15 protein-coding genes are annotated in these 17,413 nt (G+C 71.8%); 7 read left to right on the plus strand and 8 right to left on the minus strand.

Translation table 11 applies throughout. The annotated features are described in order from the left end of the window. Positions 1–182 precede the first annotated feature (182 nt). A complete protein-coding gene (locus tag ACFO3J_RS17660; RefSeq protein WP_386430395.1) occupies positions 183–1,349 on the minus strand; it encodes a DNA gyrase subunit B in 1,167 nt (388 codons plus the stop codon). Between the two features lie 465 nt (positions 1,350–1,814). Between ACFO3J_RS17660 and ACFO3J_RS17665 the strand changes: the two genes are divergently transcribed. Continuing rightward, entirely contained in the window at positions 1,815–2,213 is a 399-nt protein-coding gene (locus ACFO3J_RS17665; RefSeq protein WP_386430396.1) for a hypothetical protein, read from the plus strand. A 166-nt stretch (positions 2,214–2,379) separates the two neighbouring features. On the opposite strand, the gene ACFO3J_RS17670 is transcribed toward ACFO3J_RS17665, so the two are convergent. Next, positions 2,380–2,742 (minus strand): DUF6086 family protein, encoded by a 363-nt coding sequence (locus ACFO3J_RS17670; RefSeq protein ID WP_386430397.1) that lies wholly within the window; start codon positions 2,740–2,742, stop codon positions 2,380–2,382. A gap of 203 nt (positions 2,743–2,945) precedes the next feature. Here ACFO3J_RS17670 and ACFO3J_RS17675 point away from each other — a divergent pair, with 203 nt between their 5' ends. The 3 genes from ACFO3J_RS17675 (at position 2,946) to ACFO3J_RS17685 (ending at position 5,563) form a co-directional block, all read left to right on the plus strand. Continuing rightward, positions 2,946–3,590: a GNAT family N-acetyltransferase gene (locus ACFO3J_RS17675; RefSeq protein WP_386430398.1), complete on the plus strand. Its 645-nt coding sequence runs from the start codon at positions 2,946–2,948 to the stop codon at positions 3,588–3,590. A gap of 132 nt (positions 3,591–3,722) precedes the next feature. Next, the gene (locus tag ACFO3J_RS17680; RefSeq protein WP_386430399.1) at positions 3,723–5,141 is read left to right on the plus strand and encodes a DEAD/DEAH box helicase; all 1,419 of its coding nucleotides are present in this window, start codon (positions 3,723–3,725) and stop codon (positions 5,139–5,141) included. Positions 5,142–5,224: 83 nt separating this feature from the next. After that, a complete protein-coding gene (locus ACFO3J_RS17685) occupies positions 5,225–5,563 on the plus strand; it encodes a thioredoxin family protein (protein ID WP_386430400.1) in 339 nt (112 codons plus the stop codon). Between the two features lie 131 nt (positions 5,564–5,694). Here the strand turns inward: ACFO3J_RS17685 and ACFO3J_RS17690 are convergent, their stop codons facing one another. From ACFO3J_RS17690 to ACFO3J_RS17705, 4 genes are all read right to left on the minus strand, one after another. Then, on the minus strand, positions 5,695–6,864 hold the full coding sequence (locus ACFO3J_RS17690; RefSeq protein ID WP_386430401.1) for a cytochrome P450: 1,170 nt from the start codon (positions 6,862–6,864) through the stop codon (positions 5,695–5,697). A 357-nt stretch (positions 6,865–7,221) separates the two neighbouring features. Further along, positions 7,222–8,172, minus strand: coding sequence for an aldo/keto reductase (locus ACFO3J_RS17695; protein ID WP_386430402.1), 951 nt, complete (start codon positions 8,170–8,172; stop codon positions 7,222–7,224). A gap of 71 nt (positions 8,173–8,243) precedes the next feature. Beyond that, positions 8,244–8,918: a TetR/AcrR family transcriptional regulator gene (locus tag ACFO3J_RS17700; RefSeq protein ID WP_386430403.1), complete on the minus strand. Its 675-nt coding sequence runs from the start codon at positions 8,916–8,918 to the stop codon at positions 8,244–8,246. A 174-nt stretch (positions 8,919–9,092) separates the two neighbouring features. Next, the gene (locus ACFO3J_RS17705) at positions 9,093–9,662 is read right to left on the minus strand and encodes a TetR/AcrR family transcriptional regulator (RefSeq protein WP_386430404.1); all 570 of its coding nucleotides are present in this window, start codon (positions 9,660–9,662) and stop codon (positions 9,093–9,095) included. A 175-nt stretch (positions 9,663–9,837) separates the two neighbouring features. On the opposite strand from ACFO3J_RS17705, the gene ACFO3J_RS17710 reads away from it, so the two are divergent. Both ACFO3J_RS17710 and ACFO3J_RS17715 read left to right on the plus strand, forming a co-directional pair. Further along, positions 9,838–10,575 carry an SDR family oxidoreductase gene (locus tag ACFO3J_RS17710; RefSeq protein WP_386430506.1) on the plus strand — a complete coding sequence of 246 codons (738 nt, stop codon included), beginning with the start codon at positions 9,838–9,840 and terminating at the stop codon, positions 10,573–10,575. A 215-nt stretch (positions 10,576–10,790) separates the two neighbouring features. Then, a complete protein-coding gene (locus tag ACFO3J_RS17715) occupies positions 10,791–11,381 on the plus strand; it encodes a lytic polysaccharide monooxygenase auxiliary activity family 9 protein (protein ID WP_386430405.1) in 591 nt (196 codons plus the stop codon). 109 nt (positions 11,382–11,490) lie between these two features. Here the strand turns inward: ACFO3J_RS17715 and ACFO3J_RS17720 are convergent, their stop codons facing one another. Together ACFO3J_RS17720 and ACFO3J_RS17725 are read right to left on the minus strand one after the other, a co-directional pair. Further along, a complete protein-coding gene (locus ACFO3J_RS17720) occupies positions 11,491–13,176 on the minus strand; it encodes a mucoidy inhibitor MuiA family protein (protein ID WP_386430406.1) in 1,686 nt (561 codons plus the stop codon). A gap of 3 nt (positions 13,177–13,179) precedes the next feature. Beyond that, the gene (locus ACFO3J_RS17725; protein ID WP_386430407.1) at positions 13,180–15,330 is read right to left on the minus strand and encodes a DUF4139 domain-containing protein; all 2,151 of its coding nucleotides are present in this window, start codon (positions 15,328–15,330) and stop codon (positions 13,180–13,182) included. Positions 15,331–15,732: 402 nt separating this feature from the next. Between ACFO3J_RS17725 and ACFO3J_RS17730 the strand changes: the two genes are divergently transcribed. Then, positions 15,733–17,253 carry a ComEC/Rec2 family competence protein gene (locus ACFO3J_RS17730; RefSeq protein WP_386430408.1) on the plus strand — a complete coding sequence of 507 codons (1,521 nt, stop codon included), beginning with the start codon at positions 15,733–15,735 and terminating at the stop codon, positions 17,251–17,253. The last annotated feature ends 160 nt before the right edge of the window (positions 17,254–17,413 follow it).

A 17,413-nucleotide genomic window follows, 5' to 3' on the forward strand; every position in this document is an offset into this window, starting at 1 on the left:
CGCGTCTTTATCGGGCACGACTTGGTTCGCCGTGCCCGTCTCGTCCGACACCTGCCGGTGACGGCCAGGCCCGGCGCGTTTCCGGCGCTTCCCGATCACCAGCGCCGCGACACTCACGACGAGCCTGGCTCAGCATTCCGCCACCTGTCTCCCGCAAGGCAGCGGGGCGGTCCAGCCGCCGCTCAGTCCCGGCCGGCGCCACGGATGATCCGGCCGAGGACGGCTGCGGCCTGCTCCGGGTGGTTCTCCAGCCATGCGCCGAGACGCTGCCGGACGGCTTCCCCGACGCAGGTGTGCACGGCGGTGTTGCCCAGTATCCCGTGGGTGGCGCCCTCGTACTGGGGACGGTGCAGCTTCACCGACACGACCGCCGTCAGGCCCTCACTGATCCGTTCGAGGCTGAGGTGGGGGTCTGCCGACGTCAGGAGCTGCCGCTTCCGGGCGTACTCGTTGACCGCGCCGGATACCCCGTCGAGAAAGCCGACCACGTGTGATCCGCCCCCGTGGGTGGGCCGGCTGTTGGCGAAGCCGCGGACCCGCTCCTCGCGGGAGGTGCACCACCGCAGGGCGACCTCCGCGGCTCCCTCCATCCGCTCGTCCTCCATGTCAAAGGCAATGACGTCAGGGTGGAGGGGCGTCCTCACATGTGCGTCGAGGAAGGCGACGAAGTCCCGCACTCCACCCGGGAACCGGAAGCGAACCGATCGGGGCTCGCCGGAGGCCCGCACGTCGGTCAGCGAGATGTCCAGGCGCCGGTTCAGGAAAGCCAGCTCCCTGAAGTGTTCCGCCAGCACGGCGAAAGAGCACTCGATGGTCCCGAAGATGTCGGGGTCCGGCTGGAAGGTGATGACGGTCCCGCTGCGCGCTGCCGTCCCCACCCTCGCGGGTGGCATGAGCGCGACCCCGCGCGCGTACTCCTGGACCCAGCGGGCCCCGTCGCGCCGAACCTCGGCCGTCAGGCGACTCGACAGGGCATTGGTGATACTGGGCTCGACGGTGACGGCCCGACCCATGGCGACCACGTTGCGGCCCCCGGACTCCACCCCGGCGTGCAGCCGAGTCAACAGGGCTTCCAGACAGGGACCTTCGCTGTCGCCGGCGGCCTCGACGGGGACACCCGGTCCGTCGTCGGCGACCCGCACTCCACCGTCGGGCGTGAGGGTGACGTCGACGGAACCGGCGCAGCCGGCCAGGACCTCGTTCACCGCCCGGCCCACAACCTCGAACACCACTTGGTGCAGGCCGCGTCCATCGGTCGAGCCCACCCACATTCCGGGCCGCTTCCGAATGGCCTCCATCCCGCGCAGCTCGGTGGCTCGGGTGGTGTCGTACTTGCTGGCGTCACTCATCACGAAGTCCCCCTCCGAACGTGTACGGCACAGCTGCTCAGCCTAGGTGAATCCTCGGAAGGCACCAGGTCAGATCGGGTATGGCGGGGGCGTTGGCTCCCAATGGGACCGATTTCATGACCTCGTCCTCGCGCAAACCGCGAGCCGGAGTGTTCCCCACTGACCTCCGGGAGGATCGCCTCCGGGGCCGGGCAGGACCGAGCGATCGTAGGGGTCGAGGAGCGGACCGCGGCCGCCGGACTCGGCTGTGACAGCGATTCGCCGAAGCGACCCGGTGCGACCCGTGCCGGGCCGGCCCCCAACGACGTGCTCACCACTCGCTTCACGCCCTCGCAACTGCGTGACTTCGTCTGCGAACGGGCCCGGCGGGGTGTCCAGGAAGGCTCCGCACCGGTGATCGCACCAGCCACACGGAGATCATTTCAGTTGCCACCGCCCCGCAGCGCGGATGATGCTGCGTACTCGGTGGCCGAGGAGGACGTGGTGGGGCTCAATCTGTTCCCGGACGACGGAGACATCACCAGCGCGGACATCTCCTGGTCCTACAACGGCTTCGGGGACTTCCGGCGATGGCTGGCGCTGGCCGAGGGGTTCGACCTCTCCGGGATGATCGGCTTCGGCGGACAGCGCCCCTGGAGCGACGTCGACACCACTCTGGCACCGTTCCTCGATCACCCGGACGACGAGGGAGACCTCTCTCCTGTCCAGTGCGCTGCCATCCTGCCGCGTCTGGAAGAGATCGCTCGTCACAGGAACGGGAGCGGCAACGATCCGATTCTCCAACGACGCATCCAGACCGTCGACCAGTTGGTGGTTGTCCTTCGGCTCTGCGTCGAGAAGGACGTCGACCTCCTCTTCGGCTGATCGGTGGCCGTGGGCACCTGGTGGGCCGCCCTTCCAGCCGGGCGCCGTCCCGGTCGGGAACGGCTTCGGCTGGACCCTGCCATGCCGGGCTGTCGGCACCGAAGGCAATTGGCGCGTCGGGGGGCCGCTCCGGCGGAAAGGTGCCTGTCCGACCCGGTGTCCGGTCCTATGCGCCGGTCATCGGCAGATCCATCGCGCGGATCCTGACGAGCAGGTCTCGCTCGTCCGGGGTGGCGGGCGACAGGGAGCCGCCGGCCCGGTAGAGGATCGCCACCGACAGCGGCAGGATGCCGTCCAGCATCATGTTCAGATACAGGTGACCGCTCGACGCGCGGAGGGTGAGCATCCCACCCACGAAGGCGCCGAAAGCAGGAACGTCGATCTCGTAGGTGTCTCCGCTGTCCGTCTCCAGTCCGGTGGGCAGGCCCAGCACCGCGGCGGCGGCGTCCGCCATGCCGACGTAGAGCCGGCCGGGCCTGTTGGCCGGGGTCCACACCCAGTCGCCTTCCACCTCGAAGATATAGCTCATGACGGCCCAGCTTAGGCGGATGCCCACCGGCGGATATGTGCGTCGCAGGCTCCTTGATCCGCTCGAAAACCAGGGGCCGCCGCACCGGGATTGACGGTGTTCAACGCAGGATCGGTGAACACCAGCCCCACCGGCGCCCGCTCGTCACCGTGACCTGGGGAAAACCTGATGCGGCGGCCGGGCGGGCTGGCTACTGTCCCGGCGTGGCCCACACCTATCCCCCGCTGAACGTCGAAGTCCGCACGCCGCGCCTGACGTTGGCCGGTGCGTCCGACGAACTGCTGGAGCGTCTCGTGCCGCTGGTGCGGGCCGGGGTCGCCGACGCCGAGCCGTGGCCGTTCGACGACCCGATCTCGTTCTACGCCGACAGCCCCGAACGCGAATGGAGATGGCTGCGTGCCATCTGGGCCGGCCGCGCCCGCGTGAGCCCGGATGCGTGGCGGCTGTACTTCGCCGTGCTCCTGGACGGCGAACCCGTCGGGATGCAGGATCTCATCGGCACGGACTTCGGCCGGTTCGGGACGGTGTCCAGCTTCTCGTGGCTGGCCCCCGGCAGCCGCGGACAGGGGCTCGGCAAGGAAATGCGGGCGGCGGTCCTGGAGCTGGCCTTCGCCGGGCTGGGAGCACGCGAAGCCGGCAGCGACGCCTTCGTCGACAATGAGGCGTCCAACCGCGTCTCCCGAAGCCTGGGCTACCAGCCGAACGGCACGGACTGGGACACCCGCCGCGGCGAGCCCGCGCGGATCCAGCGGTGGCGGCTCACTCGGGACGCCTGGGAGCGGGTCCGCCGGGACGACATCGAGCTGACCGGCGTCGAGGAGTGCCTGCCTGTCCTGGGCATCGGCTAGCGGTGCGGCCGGACCGGCCGGGGCGGGGCTCGCGCTGGTAAAGTCGGAGGACGCTCGCAAACAGCCCGGGCCCGTGCCGGACAAGGTACGGGCCCGGGTCCGTTCGGGGCATCCGGCCCAGGAAGGACCCCCATGAGCGCGAAGCAGCCGGCCTCCGGCCGCTCCGGACCGGGCCGGCCCGACCTGGGCAGCACCCCCCGGGGCGAGCTCTCGGTGCCGGGGACGGTGGTGCCCGGACTCCCGCCGGCCGGGTCCTTCGCGGAGCTGGAACTGCCGGCCGAGCTGATGGGGGTGCTGGCGGGACTCGGGGTACGCGAGCCCTTCCCGATCCAGGCGGCCACCCTGCCGAGCGCGCTGGCCGGCCGGGACGTCCTCGGCCGCGCGCGGACCGGATCGGGAAAGACCCTCGCCTTCGGGCTCGCGCTGCTGGTACGTACGGCGGGCCGGCCCGCCGAACCGAAGCGTCCCCTCGCGGTGGTCCTGGTGCCGACGAGGGAACTCGCGCAGCAGGTGAGCGAGGCGCTGGCCCCGTACGCGGAGGCGCTCGGCCTCCGCTCGGCGACCGTGGTCGGCGGGCTGTCGGTCAACCGGCAGGTGGCGGCGCTCCGGGCGGGTGCCGAGGTCGTGGTGGCCACGCCTGGACGGCTGGCCGACCTCGTCGCCCGGCGGGACTGCCACCTGGACCGGGTGCGGATCGCGGTGCTGGACGAGGCGGACCAGATGTGCGACCTGGGATTCCTGCCGCAGGTCTCGGAGATCTTGGACCTGATGCCCCCCGGGGGCCAGCGGATGCTGTTCTCCGCGACGCTCGACCGCAACGTCGATCAGCTGGTCAGGCGCTATCTGCGTGAGCCGGTATTCGCGTCGGTCGACCCGGCGGAGGCCTCGGTCACGACGATGGAGCACCATCTGCTGAACGTCCATCCCGCCGACAAGTACGCGACGGCCACCGAGATCGCCGCCCGGGACGGGCGGGTGCTGATGTTCCTGGACACCAAACACGCTGTGGACCAGTTCACCCGTCATCTGCGGGGCAGCGGTATACGGGCGGGCGCGCTGCACAGCGGGAAGTCGCAGCCGCAGCGCACCCACACGCTGGCCCAGTTCAAGGACGGCGAGATCTCGGTGCTGGTGGCCACCAACGTCGCCGCCCGCGGCATCCACGTCGAGCACCTGGACCTCGTCGTCAATGTGGATCCGCCCGCCGACCCCAAGGACTACCTCCACCGCGGCGGGCGCACCGCGCGTGCCGGAGAGTCCGGCAGGGTCGTCACGCTGGTCACGCCCGGCCAGCGCCGGGACGTGAACCGGATGATGGCGGACGCCGGGATCCGGCCCACGGTCACCCAGGTGCGCTCCGGCGAGGAGAAACTGACCGGCATCACCGGCGCGAAGCGCCCGCCGGTGCAAGACGGTACGAAGACCGGCAACGCGGCGTTCCGGGGGCTGGGCACCCGCGCGGGCCGCCCGCCGAAGGAATCCCGCAGGGCCGTGGAGGCGCGCATGATGGCGGAGGCCCGCAAGGCCGCCCAGGTGCGCAGGGCCCGCTGACGGGCGGGACGCGCCGCCGCGGCCGGGCGCCGCGAGGAGGCGCGCCCGCCACTTCGCATCGAGTGCAACGCCAAGGAGTGCCGATGGCAAACAGAGTCCATCAACCCCAGGAGAACGCCGAGTTCGAGTTCATCCTGGCGAGGGCGGACGTCCCGGTGCTCGCCTACTTCCACGGTGTGTGGCCCAAGGCGGCGGCAGCCTGCAGGGAAATGGATCCCCTGGTGGGCGAGGCGGCGGACGCCTACCAGGGCCGCCTGATCGTGATGCGGGCCGACATCGCCAGGTGCCCCGGGCCGGTACAGCGGTACGGCGTCACCGGCGCGCCCTTCTTCGTGCTGATCGACCGGGGCGAGGCGACGGCGACCAGCAGTGGTCCGATGTCCAGGACCGCGCTCGGGGACTTCCTGGCCGCCCACCTGTGAGCAGACCGCACGCCGGCCGGCGAGGTCGGGCCCGCGGTGACCGGCCCCCGGGGCACGGTCACCGCCCGGACCGAAAGGTGAGCCCGTCCATCACTCCCAGGTCGGATCCGGCTGGTCCCGCAGACCGCGGATCACCAAGTGACCGGCAACGCCCGCAGGCCGCGGAAGACCAGTTCCGGCACGTAGGTGAGCTCGGACTCGTCAACGGCGAGGCGCAGTCCCGGATACCGCTTCACCACGGACCCGATCGCCACCCGCATCTCCCGGCGGGCCAGCTGTGCGCCGAGGCAGAAGTGCGGCCCGTGCCCGAAGGCGACGTGCGCCGCCGGTCCTTCGCGCGTGATGTCGAAGCGGCCGGGATCCGGGTACACCCCGGGGTCGCGGTTGGCCGCGACGATGACCGGCAGCACCGGTTCGCCCGCGTCCAGTTGAGTGCCCTCCAGCTGGACGGGCTCGGTCGTGACCCGGAGCTCAGCCGAGGTGAAAAGCCTGCTGTAGCGCAGTAGTTCCTCGACCGCCGGTCCGATCAGGTCCGGTGACGACTGCAGCAGCGCGAGTTGGTCCGGGTGCCGCAGCAGGGTCAGCAACGAGTTGCCCAGCTGGTTGACGGTCGTCTCATGGCCGGCGATCAGCAGGCCCTCGAGGTTGGCCAGCAGCTCGGGTTCGGTGAGCTGGTCGCCCTCGTCGTTGGCGGCGACCATCGCCGAGATCAACGCGTCGTCCGGGTTCGCCCGCTTCTGGCGCACCAGATCGGCGAGCCAGCCCTGCATCTCGCCCTGTGCGGCCCGCAGTTCGTCCGGAGTGATGTCCGTGACGAACAGCCGCCTGGTCCAGCCGCGGATGGCCTCCGCCTCGGAGTAGGGCACGCCGAGCAGCTCGCAGATGACCATCAACGGCAGGGGAGCGCAGAGACCTGCCACCAGATCCGCCGTTGGATCGAGGGAGTCGAGCAAGGAGTCCACAATGGATTGCACACGTGGCTCGAGCTCATCGATCATGCGTGGGCTGAACGCCTGGGACATCAGCTTGCGCAGACGGCCGTGGCGCTCGCCCTCCAAGCTGGTGACGAGTAACGGGTCGGCGGCGACGGACAGTTTCATCGGGCCGCCCGGAAGCGTGGCTGCCTCCCGGCTGAACCGGCTGTCGCTGAGAACCTGGCGCACCGCCTTGTGGGAAAGGGCGAGCCAGACGTCACTCGTACCCATCGTCGCGAGGACGACCGGCGCCTGCGCGAGCAGGGCCTCGGCTTCGGGCTCGTTGTCAAGGTGGCGGGGTGTGCTGAGCGGGAACGTGGGTCGCATCGCTACCTCCTGACTGAATGCCACCAGGGGCGGGCACCGGACGCCGGGCGCGAACGGCCGGGACCGGTGCACGGATCGGTGACAGCGGGGTTTCATGCCGCCGGGGGGCGGTGGCGCTTCACGGTCGTCTCGAAGTCGACGGGGGTCAGCGGTTCAGCCGGAGTCGTCGGCGGCGACGGCGGCGCCGGTGGCTGGTGCGCTCGATCCGGGTGGTGATCGCCGTGCGGAGGTCCTCCCGGGTGGCCGGACGGCGGTCGAGGACGTTCTTTGCGGGAGCGCGAACAGGGATTCTATGGCGTTGTCACGGCGGCGTCGACATGGCCCATGAGCCCGGCCCGGGCGTAGCAGTGCGGGACGTCAGATGGCGGATATGCCGTCGAGGGCGGTCAGCACGGCGTCATCGAGGTGGACGGAGCCGGCGGTGACGTTGGACTCGAGGTGCTCGACGTCGGTGGTCCCGGGGATGAGGAGCACGTGGGGGGCGTGGTGAAGCAGCCAGGCCAGGCCGACCTGGGACGGCGAGTGCCCGAGCGCTTCGGCCGCGGCTCGGACGGCGGGTTGTTCCGCGACCTTGGGCAGACCGGGAACCGCGCTGCCGAGCGGGAAGAACGGCACCCAGGCAATGCCTTCCGTCAGGCACAGGGAGACAAGGGCCTCGTCGCGCCTGTCGACGAGGCTGTAAGCGTTCTGCACACAGACGATGCCGGCCGGGATCGCCCGGCGCAGTCCGTCGAGGGTGATGTTGCTCAGCCCGATCGCGCCGATCTTGCCCTCGTCGCGCATCGCCGTCATCGCGGCGAGCTGATCGTCGAGGTCGACGGCCTGGTCGCCCTCGCCCCGCAGTCCCGGGCGGTCGTCCGGGCGTCGAAGGTTCATGACGGCGACCTGCTCGACTCCCAGGCCCTTGAGGTTGTCCTCCACGCTGGCACGGAGTTCCTCAGGTCGCTGAGCGAGTCGGAGATGGACAGGTCCGCCGGGATCGGCGTCCGCGCCGATCTTGCTCGATACGAGGACGTCGTCTTCGGCCCGGAGGGCTTCGCGGATCAGGTCGTTGACGAGGCCGTCCCCGTAGAACTGAGCCGTGTCGAAATGATCGATTCCGAGTTCGACAGCGCGACGCAGGAGTCCGGTCGCCTGATCGGGATCACCGCCCAGGCGAGACAGCTGCATGGCTCCGTAGCCGATGCGGGAGACCGTTCGACCGGCAAAGGCCGCCGGGCCGCCGGGGCGCCGGTCGTCGTCCGAAGGGCCTCGGGATTCCGGGCTGTCAGGGCTTTCAGCGGTGTTTTGGCTGTCGTTGTGGGACACGCAGACCTCTTCCTCCTGAGATGAGCTGCCGGCGCCGGGCCGTGATGAGCCGGACGGGCCGACCCGCGCGGCTACGGCGCAGACGATTCCGGCGGGGGCGAGGCCGACACGGCCGAGGCCAACAGGGCCGGAAGCAGCACGTTCTCGATCACGGCGGCCGCGTAGTCGGGGTCCGGGCCGCCGCCCGTGAAGATCAGCCGGTGGAGGCCCAACGCCGGCAGGATCGCGGCCAGCAGCGCCGGATCGGCCGGGGCGGCGATCTCGCCACGGGCCACCGCCCGGTCGACGACGGTCGCCACGGCTCGCTCGGTCGGCGGGGTGAGCGTCTCGAAGGCTCGGCGCAGCTCCGTGTCGACCAGCAGGGCCGAGGCCATCCCGGTGATCAGCCGGGCCTTGTCGACAGGGTCCTGACCGGAGAACAGGTAGCCGCCGAGCGCCGCCAGGTCCCCCCGCAGCGACCCGGTGTCGGGCACCTCGCCGTCGATGTGCTGCTGCGCCAGCGCGTCGCCCACCAACTCCGCCTTGTTGGACCAGCGGCGGTACACCGTCGCCTTGCCCGCCCCCGCCCGAGCCGCCACCGCGTCCATCGTCATGCGGTCGTAGCCGATCTCCATCACCAGGTCGAGAGCGGCCCGACGCAGGACGTCATCGCGCGAGGTGTCGCGGGAGCGGCCGCCACGGCTCCTTTCCGAAGCCGGATCGGACCGGGCTGCGGGGGAAGGAGGCAGTGAACGGCTGACAGGCATCGCGGCTCCCGACATAATTGACGGACCCTCTAGTTCCGGAACGATACAGTTCCGTTCAGTGCGTGTCGAGGGATACGCGCACGCCCCGGCCTTCGGCCGGGGCCGGGGCCGCCACTGCGCGGATCGGCCGACCCGGCGGCGCGCGCGTCCGCGCGCACAGACGGCCCCGCGCTCTCAGCGGCCCGCGCCGGCGCGCAGTCCGTCGATGACGATGGCGAGCATGTGCCCGGTCCGCTCCTGCCAGTCCGGTCCGCTGTCGGCCTTCCACAGGAACGACACCAGCAGCAGGACCTCGTCGGCGCCGGCGTCCGCCCGGAGCCGCCCGGCGGCCTTGCCGGCGGCGAGCAGCCGGTCCAGCGCGGTGACGACCGGCCCGTAGTACCGGCTTCCGAGATCCGCGCGGGTGGCAGCCTCGACGGCCAGGGCCGCGCCCTGCTTGATGCGGCCGTAAGCGGCGAGCCGGCCGAACCACAGGTGCAGCGCCTCCAGGGGCTCGTGTTCGTCCAACAGGCGCGGGGCGGCGTCGATGAGTGCCTCGACGTCCTGCCGGTAGACGGCGAGCAGCAGGGCTTCGCGGTTCGGGAAGTGCCGGTACATCGTCCCCTGGCCGACGCCGGCCGCCTTGGCGATCGACTGCAGTGTCGCGTCGGGGGCGCCGGTGAAGGTCGTGCGCGCGATCTCGATGATGCGGGCGCGGTTGTCCTGGGCGTCCGAGCGTGTCGCGCGCTGGCGTGGCTGCGTCATCCGAGGCCTCCGATCCGGGCCGGGACCGGCCCATTTGCTTATCCGGACGCGTGTCCGTTACCGTTCATCCATACCGGACACAAGTCCGCTTGTGTGATTCTAGAAGAACGGAGGCTCGGCCATGTCGAGCACCGGAGGCACCGGAGGCATCTTGGGAATCAAGGGCATCAGGGAGATGGACGGCATCGAAGGCAAGGTCGTGGCGATCACGGGCGCGAGCAGCGGCATCGGCGCCGCCACCGCCCGCCTGCTGGCACGCGGCGGGGCGAAGCTGGTACTCGGCGCCCGCCGCGAGGAGCGGCTCGCCGCCCTGGCCGGTGAACTCCGCGACGAGGGCTGCGACATCGCGTTCACGGCTGTCGACGTCCGCCGCCGCGAGGGCCCGGCCGCCCTGGTGGCCCTCGCCCAGGACAGCTTCGGACGGCTGGACGTCCTCGTCGGCAACGCCGGCGTCGGACCGGTCTCGCCCCTTGACGACCTGCGGGTCGACGACTGGGACGCGATGATCGACGTCAACGTGAAGGGTCTCCTGTACGGCGTCGCGGCGGCCCTACCCGTCTTCCGGCAGCAGGGGTACGGCCAGTTCGTGCACACCGTCTCGACCGCCGCCTACAAGACGGTCCCCGGGCAGGCGGTCTACTCGGCGTCCAAAGCCGCCGCCCGCACCCTCACCGAGGGCCTGCGGCAGGAGGCCGGTTCCTCGGTCCGGGTCTCGATGGTCTCGCCGGGCTTCGTGACCACCGACTTCATCGCCTCGGTGCCGGACCCCGACCTCCGCGCGCGCATGAACGCGCGGAAGGACGAGATCGCCATTCCGGCGGAGGCGGTGGCCCGGGCCATCCGGTTCGCGATCGAGCAGCCCGCCGACGTCGACGTCAACGAGATCGTCGTCCGGCCGACGGCCCAGGGCTGAGCGCACGGAGGAGCCGCGGGGCCGGCGCTCGCGTCCCCGTAGCCCGACAGCCGCCGCGTTTCTGATGTGGACATGCCCAACAGACCCCACTAAGGTGAGAGTTGGTCTAGACCTGGCGGCCACGCCGGACGTCTCGCACCTGTGGTTCTCGACGCCCCGTCACCGCCGCCTCGCAGACACATCCGCGGAATACCCCACGTTCCCAGGAGTCCGTCATGCGCAAAAAAATCAGCGCGGCCGTGATCGGCCTCGGAGTCGCCGGCTCGTTCGTCCTGGCCACCGGGAGTGCGAGCAGCCACGGCTACATCAGCACCCCGCCCAGCCGGGCGGCCCTGTGCGCCGCCGGCACGGTGAAGAACTGCGGCGACATCCAGTACGAGCCGCAGAGCGTCGAAGGCCCCAAGGGCTTTCCCGCCGCCGGCCCGGCCGACGGCAAGATCTGCAGTGGCGCCAACGCCCGCTTCGCCCAGCTCGACGACCCCCGGGGCGGCGCCTGGCCGGCCACCCACCTGACCGGCGGCCAGAGCTACACCTTCACCTGGAAGCTGACCGCCCAGCACTCCACGACCGACTTCTCGTACTACCTCACCAAGGCCGGCTACGACCCGACGAAGCCGCTCACCCGCGCGGCGCTCAACACCACCCCGTTCCTCAAGGTCGCGTACAACGGCGCGCAGCCCCCGACCACCGTGACCCACCAGGGCACCATCCCCACCGGCCGCACGGGCAAGCAACTCATCGTCGGCGTCTGGACGATCGCCGACACGGCCAACGCCTTCTACTCCTGCGCGGACGTCCAGTTCTGACCGGAAGTCCCGCCGGCCGTCCTCGCCATCCCCGCTGGCCCCGCCGTTCCGCCCTTGCCGCCGGGCGGAACGGCGGGGCCCACCGCCGGCGCCGCGGCGCCCCGCGACCTCACAGGCCGGTGACGCCGCTCGACGCGGTGAGGTCGTAGACCAGGCCGATCTCGCGCCGCTCCCCCGGGCCCAGGCGCAGGCGGTAGCGGACCATGCCGTCCGCGTCCACCTCGTCCGGCGCCGGCACCGAGGACTCGGTACGGACCCGCACCTCCACCGCGGAGACCTCGGAGACGGGGACGCGCTCACGGATCACCAGCTCCACCTCGCCGCCCGGCTCGGGAGCGTCGAGCCGGGACACGAACAGCCGCAGCCGCCGGGTGATGACCGTGCGCTGGTTGATACCGGCGAGCCCCGCGGTCTCGCGGCTCTCTTCGAGATGGCGCACCACCCGGAAGGTGTCCTCGCTGCCGAATGCCAGCCGCACCTCCTCGCCCAGACCCGCGAACGCCAGCTCGCCGCGCCCGACGAAACCGCCGCCGCGCACCAGCTCCACCGGCCCGGCCAGCAGCACATGGCCGGCGGAGTTGGCGAACCGCGCGGTGGCGGCCACCAGCGGCGACAGCTCCGGCACACACATGTTCTCCACCTGGCACGGCGCGCTGAAGGACGACAGAGGCACCCGGTGCGGGCGCCGGTCGGAGGGGATGTCGACCGGACGGGGAGCCGTCAGCACGCGCACCGCGCCGCCGTCCTGCAGCCCGGGCAGCGCGGCGGCCCCGACCGTTTCGGCGGCCGACTCGCCGCCGACGGTCCGGATCTCCTCCTCGCGCAGGTCCACCTCGACCGTGCGGCGTTCCTCCGAGGACCGCTCCCGCAGCGTGAGTACGTCCTCGGTCAGCGCCGGGGGGCTCGCGGCCAGCGTGGGCCGGGCGGTGGACAGCGACAGCCGCACCCCGCTCCAGTCCTCGCCGGTGTCCTGCCAGACGAAGGCGTCGGTCTCCAGCAGCACGGACCGCCGGTCGGCGGCGAGCGTCGCCCGGTAGGCGGGCCGCCACAGCGCGCACGGCACCAGATTGGTCACCCGCAGCTCCGCCGGACCGGCCCTTTCGGCCTCGATCACCAGATCGACGAAGGCGGTCAGCTGCTGCGGCTCGCTCTCCACGGCGGTGAGCGCCTGCCGCGCTTCGAGGAGTTCCTCCTCCAGGTCGTGTACGCGCCGGCGCAGCCGGTCCGCCTCCTCGATCCGCGGCTCGGCCGCCTGCTCGATCCGTTCCAGCCGGTCCGTCCAGCGCTCGGGGTCGGCGTCGCCGGCTCCGGCGCCCTGCACGATGTCGCGGTACAGGTCGGCCTTGGCCTGTCCGATCACCGCCAGGGAGTTGTCCAGCCGCTGCCGCAGCTGCCGCGCGTCCTCGATCTCCCGCTCCAACGCGTGCACTTCGCGGCGCAGCCCGGAGGCGTCCCGGCCCGGTTCGCCCGGCGGCGTGGGCGTGTACATCCGCACCACCCGGGCATCGAGCACCCGGGCGCCGGTCATCCGCGGTGTATCGGAGGCCGGTTCGCTGAACCCGGTGCCCGGTGGCCCGTCACCGGCGGGGAACTCGGCGCGCAGCGAACGGTCCACGGTCAGCGGAGTGACCGGCCCGATGCGCAACCGCCCCACCCCGGCGACGAGTTGGACGAGCCCGGTGCGTTCGATCTGGGCGCGGTCCTCCATGCAGGTCACCGCGGTGACGGGCAAGGCGTACGGGTCCTCGGTCGTCGGGACCGGCGCGGATTCGGCGGACGGGCGGGTCACGGCCATCGTTCAGTTCCTCCTGTTCCCGCCGACGGCGGCTTTCCCGACCGGGAAGCGGACGTCGAACCCTCCGGTCAGCGTGGTCGTCCGGCCCGGTTCCAGCGCGACGCGCCAGATCCGGGCGCCACGGACGTACGTGTCCTCCTGGCCGTCCAGCGGCTGACCGGGCTCCGCCCAGGGCGGTCGGGCCGCGTGCTCCTCGATACGGACATCCTTGTCCGCCGACACCGGTACGCGCTCGCGTACTTCGACCAGCACCGGGTACGGCAGCCGGTTGGCGAGCTCCACCTCCACGGTGTGGTCGAGAACGGTCGTACCGCCCCGCAGCCCCGCGGTGGACTCGCGCATGTGGGTGCGCCGCGCCGCTTTGACGCTCTCGGCCACGCCCACACCGACCGCCTGCCGCTGGCCGGGCGCGAGCGTCGGCAGGGCTGCGGTCAGGACGAAGTCGCCGTCGATCAGCACATCGACCGGTCCGGCCAGCAGCGCGTGCCGGGAGCTGTTGGTCACCAGGACGGTGCCGAAGACCGAGGGGTCCACCGACGGGACGCAGACGTACTCGAACTCGGTGCTGACCCGCACCTCGCCGACCGGCACCGTGTGCCAGTGACCGTCGGCCCCGACATCGACCGGCGCCGCGGTGTCGAAGCGGTAGTCGAACGAGCCCGCCGACGCCCGCACATCGACGACGTGCGCCGGACGGGGCAGCCGGGCCACGGTGTCGGCCAGCCGCCGGTATTCGCCGACGAACGGGGGAAGGCCGGTGGATCCGGGGCGCAGCGTGCCGCGTCCCTCGGCCGCGTCGGGGCCGGTCATCGTCAGACGCGCGTAGTCCAGCAGGTCGGCGGCCAGGGCCGGCGGCGCCGGGGCGGCATCGGTCAGCGGCGCGCTGTCGGACGCGGCGATCATGCGCTTGTGCATGGCCCGGCGGGGGCTGGGCTCGCCGGGCCCGAGCACCGACGACGCCATGGGTATCGGCGCGGCCAGCGGCACCGCGGTGTGGCGGAACCGCTCCTCCAGGGGAGCACCCCCCGGAGCGGGCGGGGCCGATCCCGGCTCCAGCGGCGGTGGCACGGGAGCCGACCCCGTCGATCGCCCGCCGAATCGCGGCGCCGGCAGCGCCGGCGGTCGGGAGACGGTGGCGGCGTCGTAGCCCGCGAACAACTCCTTCAGCCCCGCCGGGGGTTCCCGCCAACTGGACGCCTCGGGCCCCTGCTGGCTGCGGTCGATGCGCAGGGCCCGCAGCTCCGGCAGGCCGGGGCTGCGCAGCAGATCGGCGGTGGACAGCCCGAGCCGTACACCGGTCCAGTCCTCGCCGGTGCGCTGGGCGACGCAGGCGCGCAGCACGAGCGTGCCGGCGCCGCTGCGCCCGTCCAGCCGGAGCTGGTAGACGGGGGCCCAGGCGGCGCCGCCCACCTGGTACTCCAACTCCACGGCGACGGCGGTGGATTCGACCCCACCTGCTGCATCGGCGGCGCCCTCGCCGGTCCTCGTGGTCGGCGCGAGCGGCTCGGTGTCCGCTTCGCCCGCCTCGTCGGCGGGGGCGGCCGGGTCCGGCGCGTCGCCCGGCGCCAGCGTCAGCGTCAGCACCGCGGCCACCGACAGGTCGGCCCGGTCGGTGCTCAGGGCGCTGGACGCCTGGTCGAGCCGGTGCCGGCGAACATCCAGATCATGGACCGCCGCGGCCAGTTCGTCCTCGGCGGTGCGCAACCGCTGGTGCAGCAAGGAGAGTCGGGACTCGACAAAGCCGGCCAGCGTGAGGATGGACTCCACCGGCGCCCAGCGCGGCGGGTCGCCCCGACGCGGCTGCGGGGGCTCGGCCCGGAAGCCGGCCACCTCCTCGATCTCGGTGGCCAGCCGGTCCCGCCGGTCGCGCAGCCGGGACTCCCGGTCCTCGGCGTCCTCCACGTCCAGCCGGAGGCTCGGCAGTTGCTCGGCACGCCGGAGCACCGCGCCGAAGTCGAGGCGCAGGTCCGTCACCCGCAGGCCGGGCGGTCCGGACACCACGCGGCCGCGCAGCGAGTGTTCGACCAGGGTCGGCGGCAGACCCGGGACCCGGACGGTCACCGCGCCGTCGCCCAGCGCCAGTTCGAGCCTGGCAAGGCGCGTGCAGACCGCGCCCGACGCGTGCACCACGACCGACGTCACCGCGGACCGCACAGCGGGCTCTCCTGCTGTGCCACCGCGCGTGTCTGTCTCCCCCACGCCTTCCCCTCCCGCCCGGTGCGTGCCGGGTTCGGACCCCGGCCACGACTGACTCGTCCGTACCTTAGTGCTCCGACCGCACGGGCCCCCGGTTGGACCTCGCCGGCCCCAGGCCCGGGCGTGTGTGCCGCGCTCGACGTCCTGGCGGCCCGTTCGGCTGGTTGGCCGGTTCGGGAGGGGCGCGGGGCCGTCGGGGCGTGCGGCGGGGCGTTGGTGGGGGCGAAGAGGCTGGTGGGGGGTGGGTGGGGCGGGTTTGAGACATCATGCATGGGCGCGCGGAATATCCCGGGAACACGGCCGACCGGCGGCTGATGTTGTGTCAGTCTGATGGACGCCGAAGCAGCGCCTGGGGGGGTCATGGCAAACGCGAGCCTGGAAATCCATGTCATCAACATCAGTCAGGGTGACGCGATCCTGGTGGTCAACCGGGATGTGCCCAAGCTCCAGGCCAAGGTATCGGCGGTGACCGGGGCGCCGACGGAGCCGATGGACTTCCTGCCGTTCGCGGTCGAGCAGAAGCTGGACCTGCACGGGACGGTCACCAAGGCGCTGCTGATCGACGGGGGCGACGGCGACTACGGCGGCTTCGTCGAGGACTACCTGCGGCAGGTGGGGGTGGCGCCGGCCGCGTCGGACTACGTGCCCGAGTTGTCGCTGATGATCAGCCATCACCACGCCGACCACGCCGCCGGACTGCGGTCGGTGTACAAGAAGGCGGTCCCGGTGCCGCCCCCGCCGCCGAAGCCGACCAAGAAGAAGGGCAAGAAGAAGGCGGTTCCGCCGCCGGTGAAGATGGTCGACCACTACCGACCCGCGGCGGTCTACCGGCCGAAGGACGACTCCCGCAAGCCGAGCGACCGCGAGCTGTACTACAAGGTGCTGCTCAAGGATCTCGACGCCGCCGCTGCCGCGACCGTGACGCCCACCCAGATCCACGTACTGGACAAGGGCGGGGTCACCGGCGCCGCGCCCACCAAGATCGACCTGGGCAAGGGCGGCACCGGTCCGAAGGCGCTGCCCATCACCGTGCATGTGATCGGCTCCGCGCAGGGCGTGTGGGACGCCGTGACGAGCAAGGTCGTGGACATCGACAACCCGGCCGGCCTGGACCAGAACGACCGCTCGATGATCGTGATGATCGAATACGGGTCCTTCCGGTTCTTCGCCGCGGGCGACATCGCCGGCAACGGCCAGGCGGCCGGTGGCAACACCGGTGCGAACGCCGCCTCGACAGCCGGCAAGAAGTGGTTCTCCTCCAGTCACGCCGATGTCGAGTCGAGACTGGGCCCGGCGCTGGAGGCGTACTTCCCCAGGACCGTCACTCCGGCCGCGGGCAGCCCCCAGCAGAAGAGCGCCGGATGCTGCACGGTGCTCAAGGTCAGCCATCACGGCAGCAATTCCAGTACGGACGTCTACTCGCTGGCCACGCTGCGCCCGGAGATAGCACTGATCAGCAGCGGGCTGCGGCCGAAGTTCCACGGCCATCCGACCCAGGCGGTGCTGAACCGGCTGGCCCAGAGCCAGACCGCGGACTGGGGCATCCGCGGTCAGCCGGCGACCGTCACCACCCCCAACACGGTGTCCGGTGTGTACATCACCGAAATCGCCGAGCAGGTCAACAGCACGGCGTTCACCGTGGACATCCGCGAGGCCGTGATCGTGGGCGACATCGTGGTACGGCCGACCGACGAATCGGTGCGGGCGGTCCAGGACGAGGCGGCCTTCGACCAGGCGGCGCTGGATGTCCGGGTGTACGGGACGCGGGTCGCCACCGCGGCGACCAAGGCGACGACCACGGTCCGCGCCGCCTCGGCCGGCACCTCGGCGCTGACCTACTACCCCTACGGGCCGGACGAGTTCACCGTCGACCGGCACTAGGACAGCGGGGGGCGCGGGCGTACGAGCCCTTACGGCGGCGTACCGGCCGACGCGACCGCTCGGCCCCGCCCCGCCCCATCTCCATCCAGCTGTCCCGTCCCCACCTCCTCCGCGCCCGGCGCCCCGCCGCCCGCGGATCCCACCGGCACGACCGGGCACG

The sequence above is a fragment of the Streptomyces polygonati genome (assembly GCF_042650325.1).
GTDB classification, from domain to species: Bacteria; Actinomycetota; Actinomycetes; order Streptomycetales; family Streptomycetaceae; genus Actinacidiphila; species Actinacidiphila polygonati.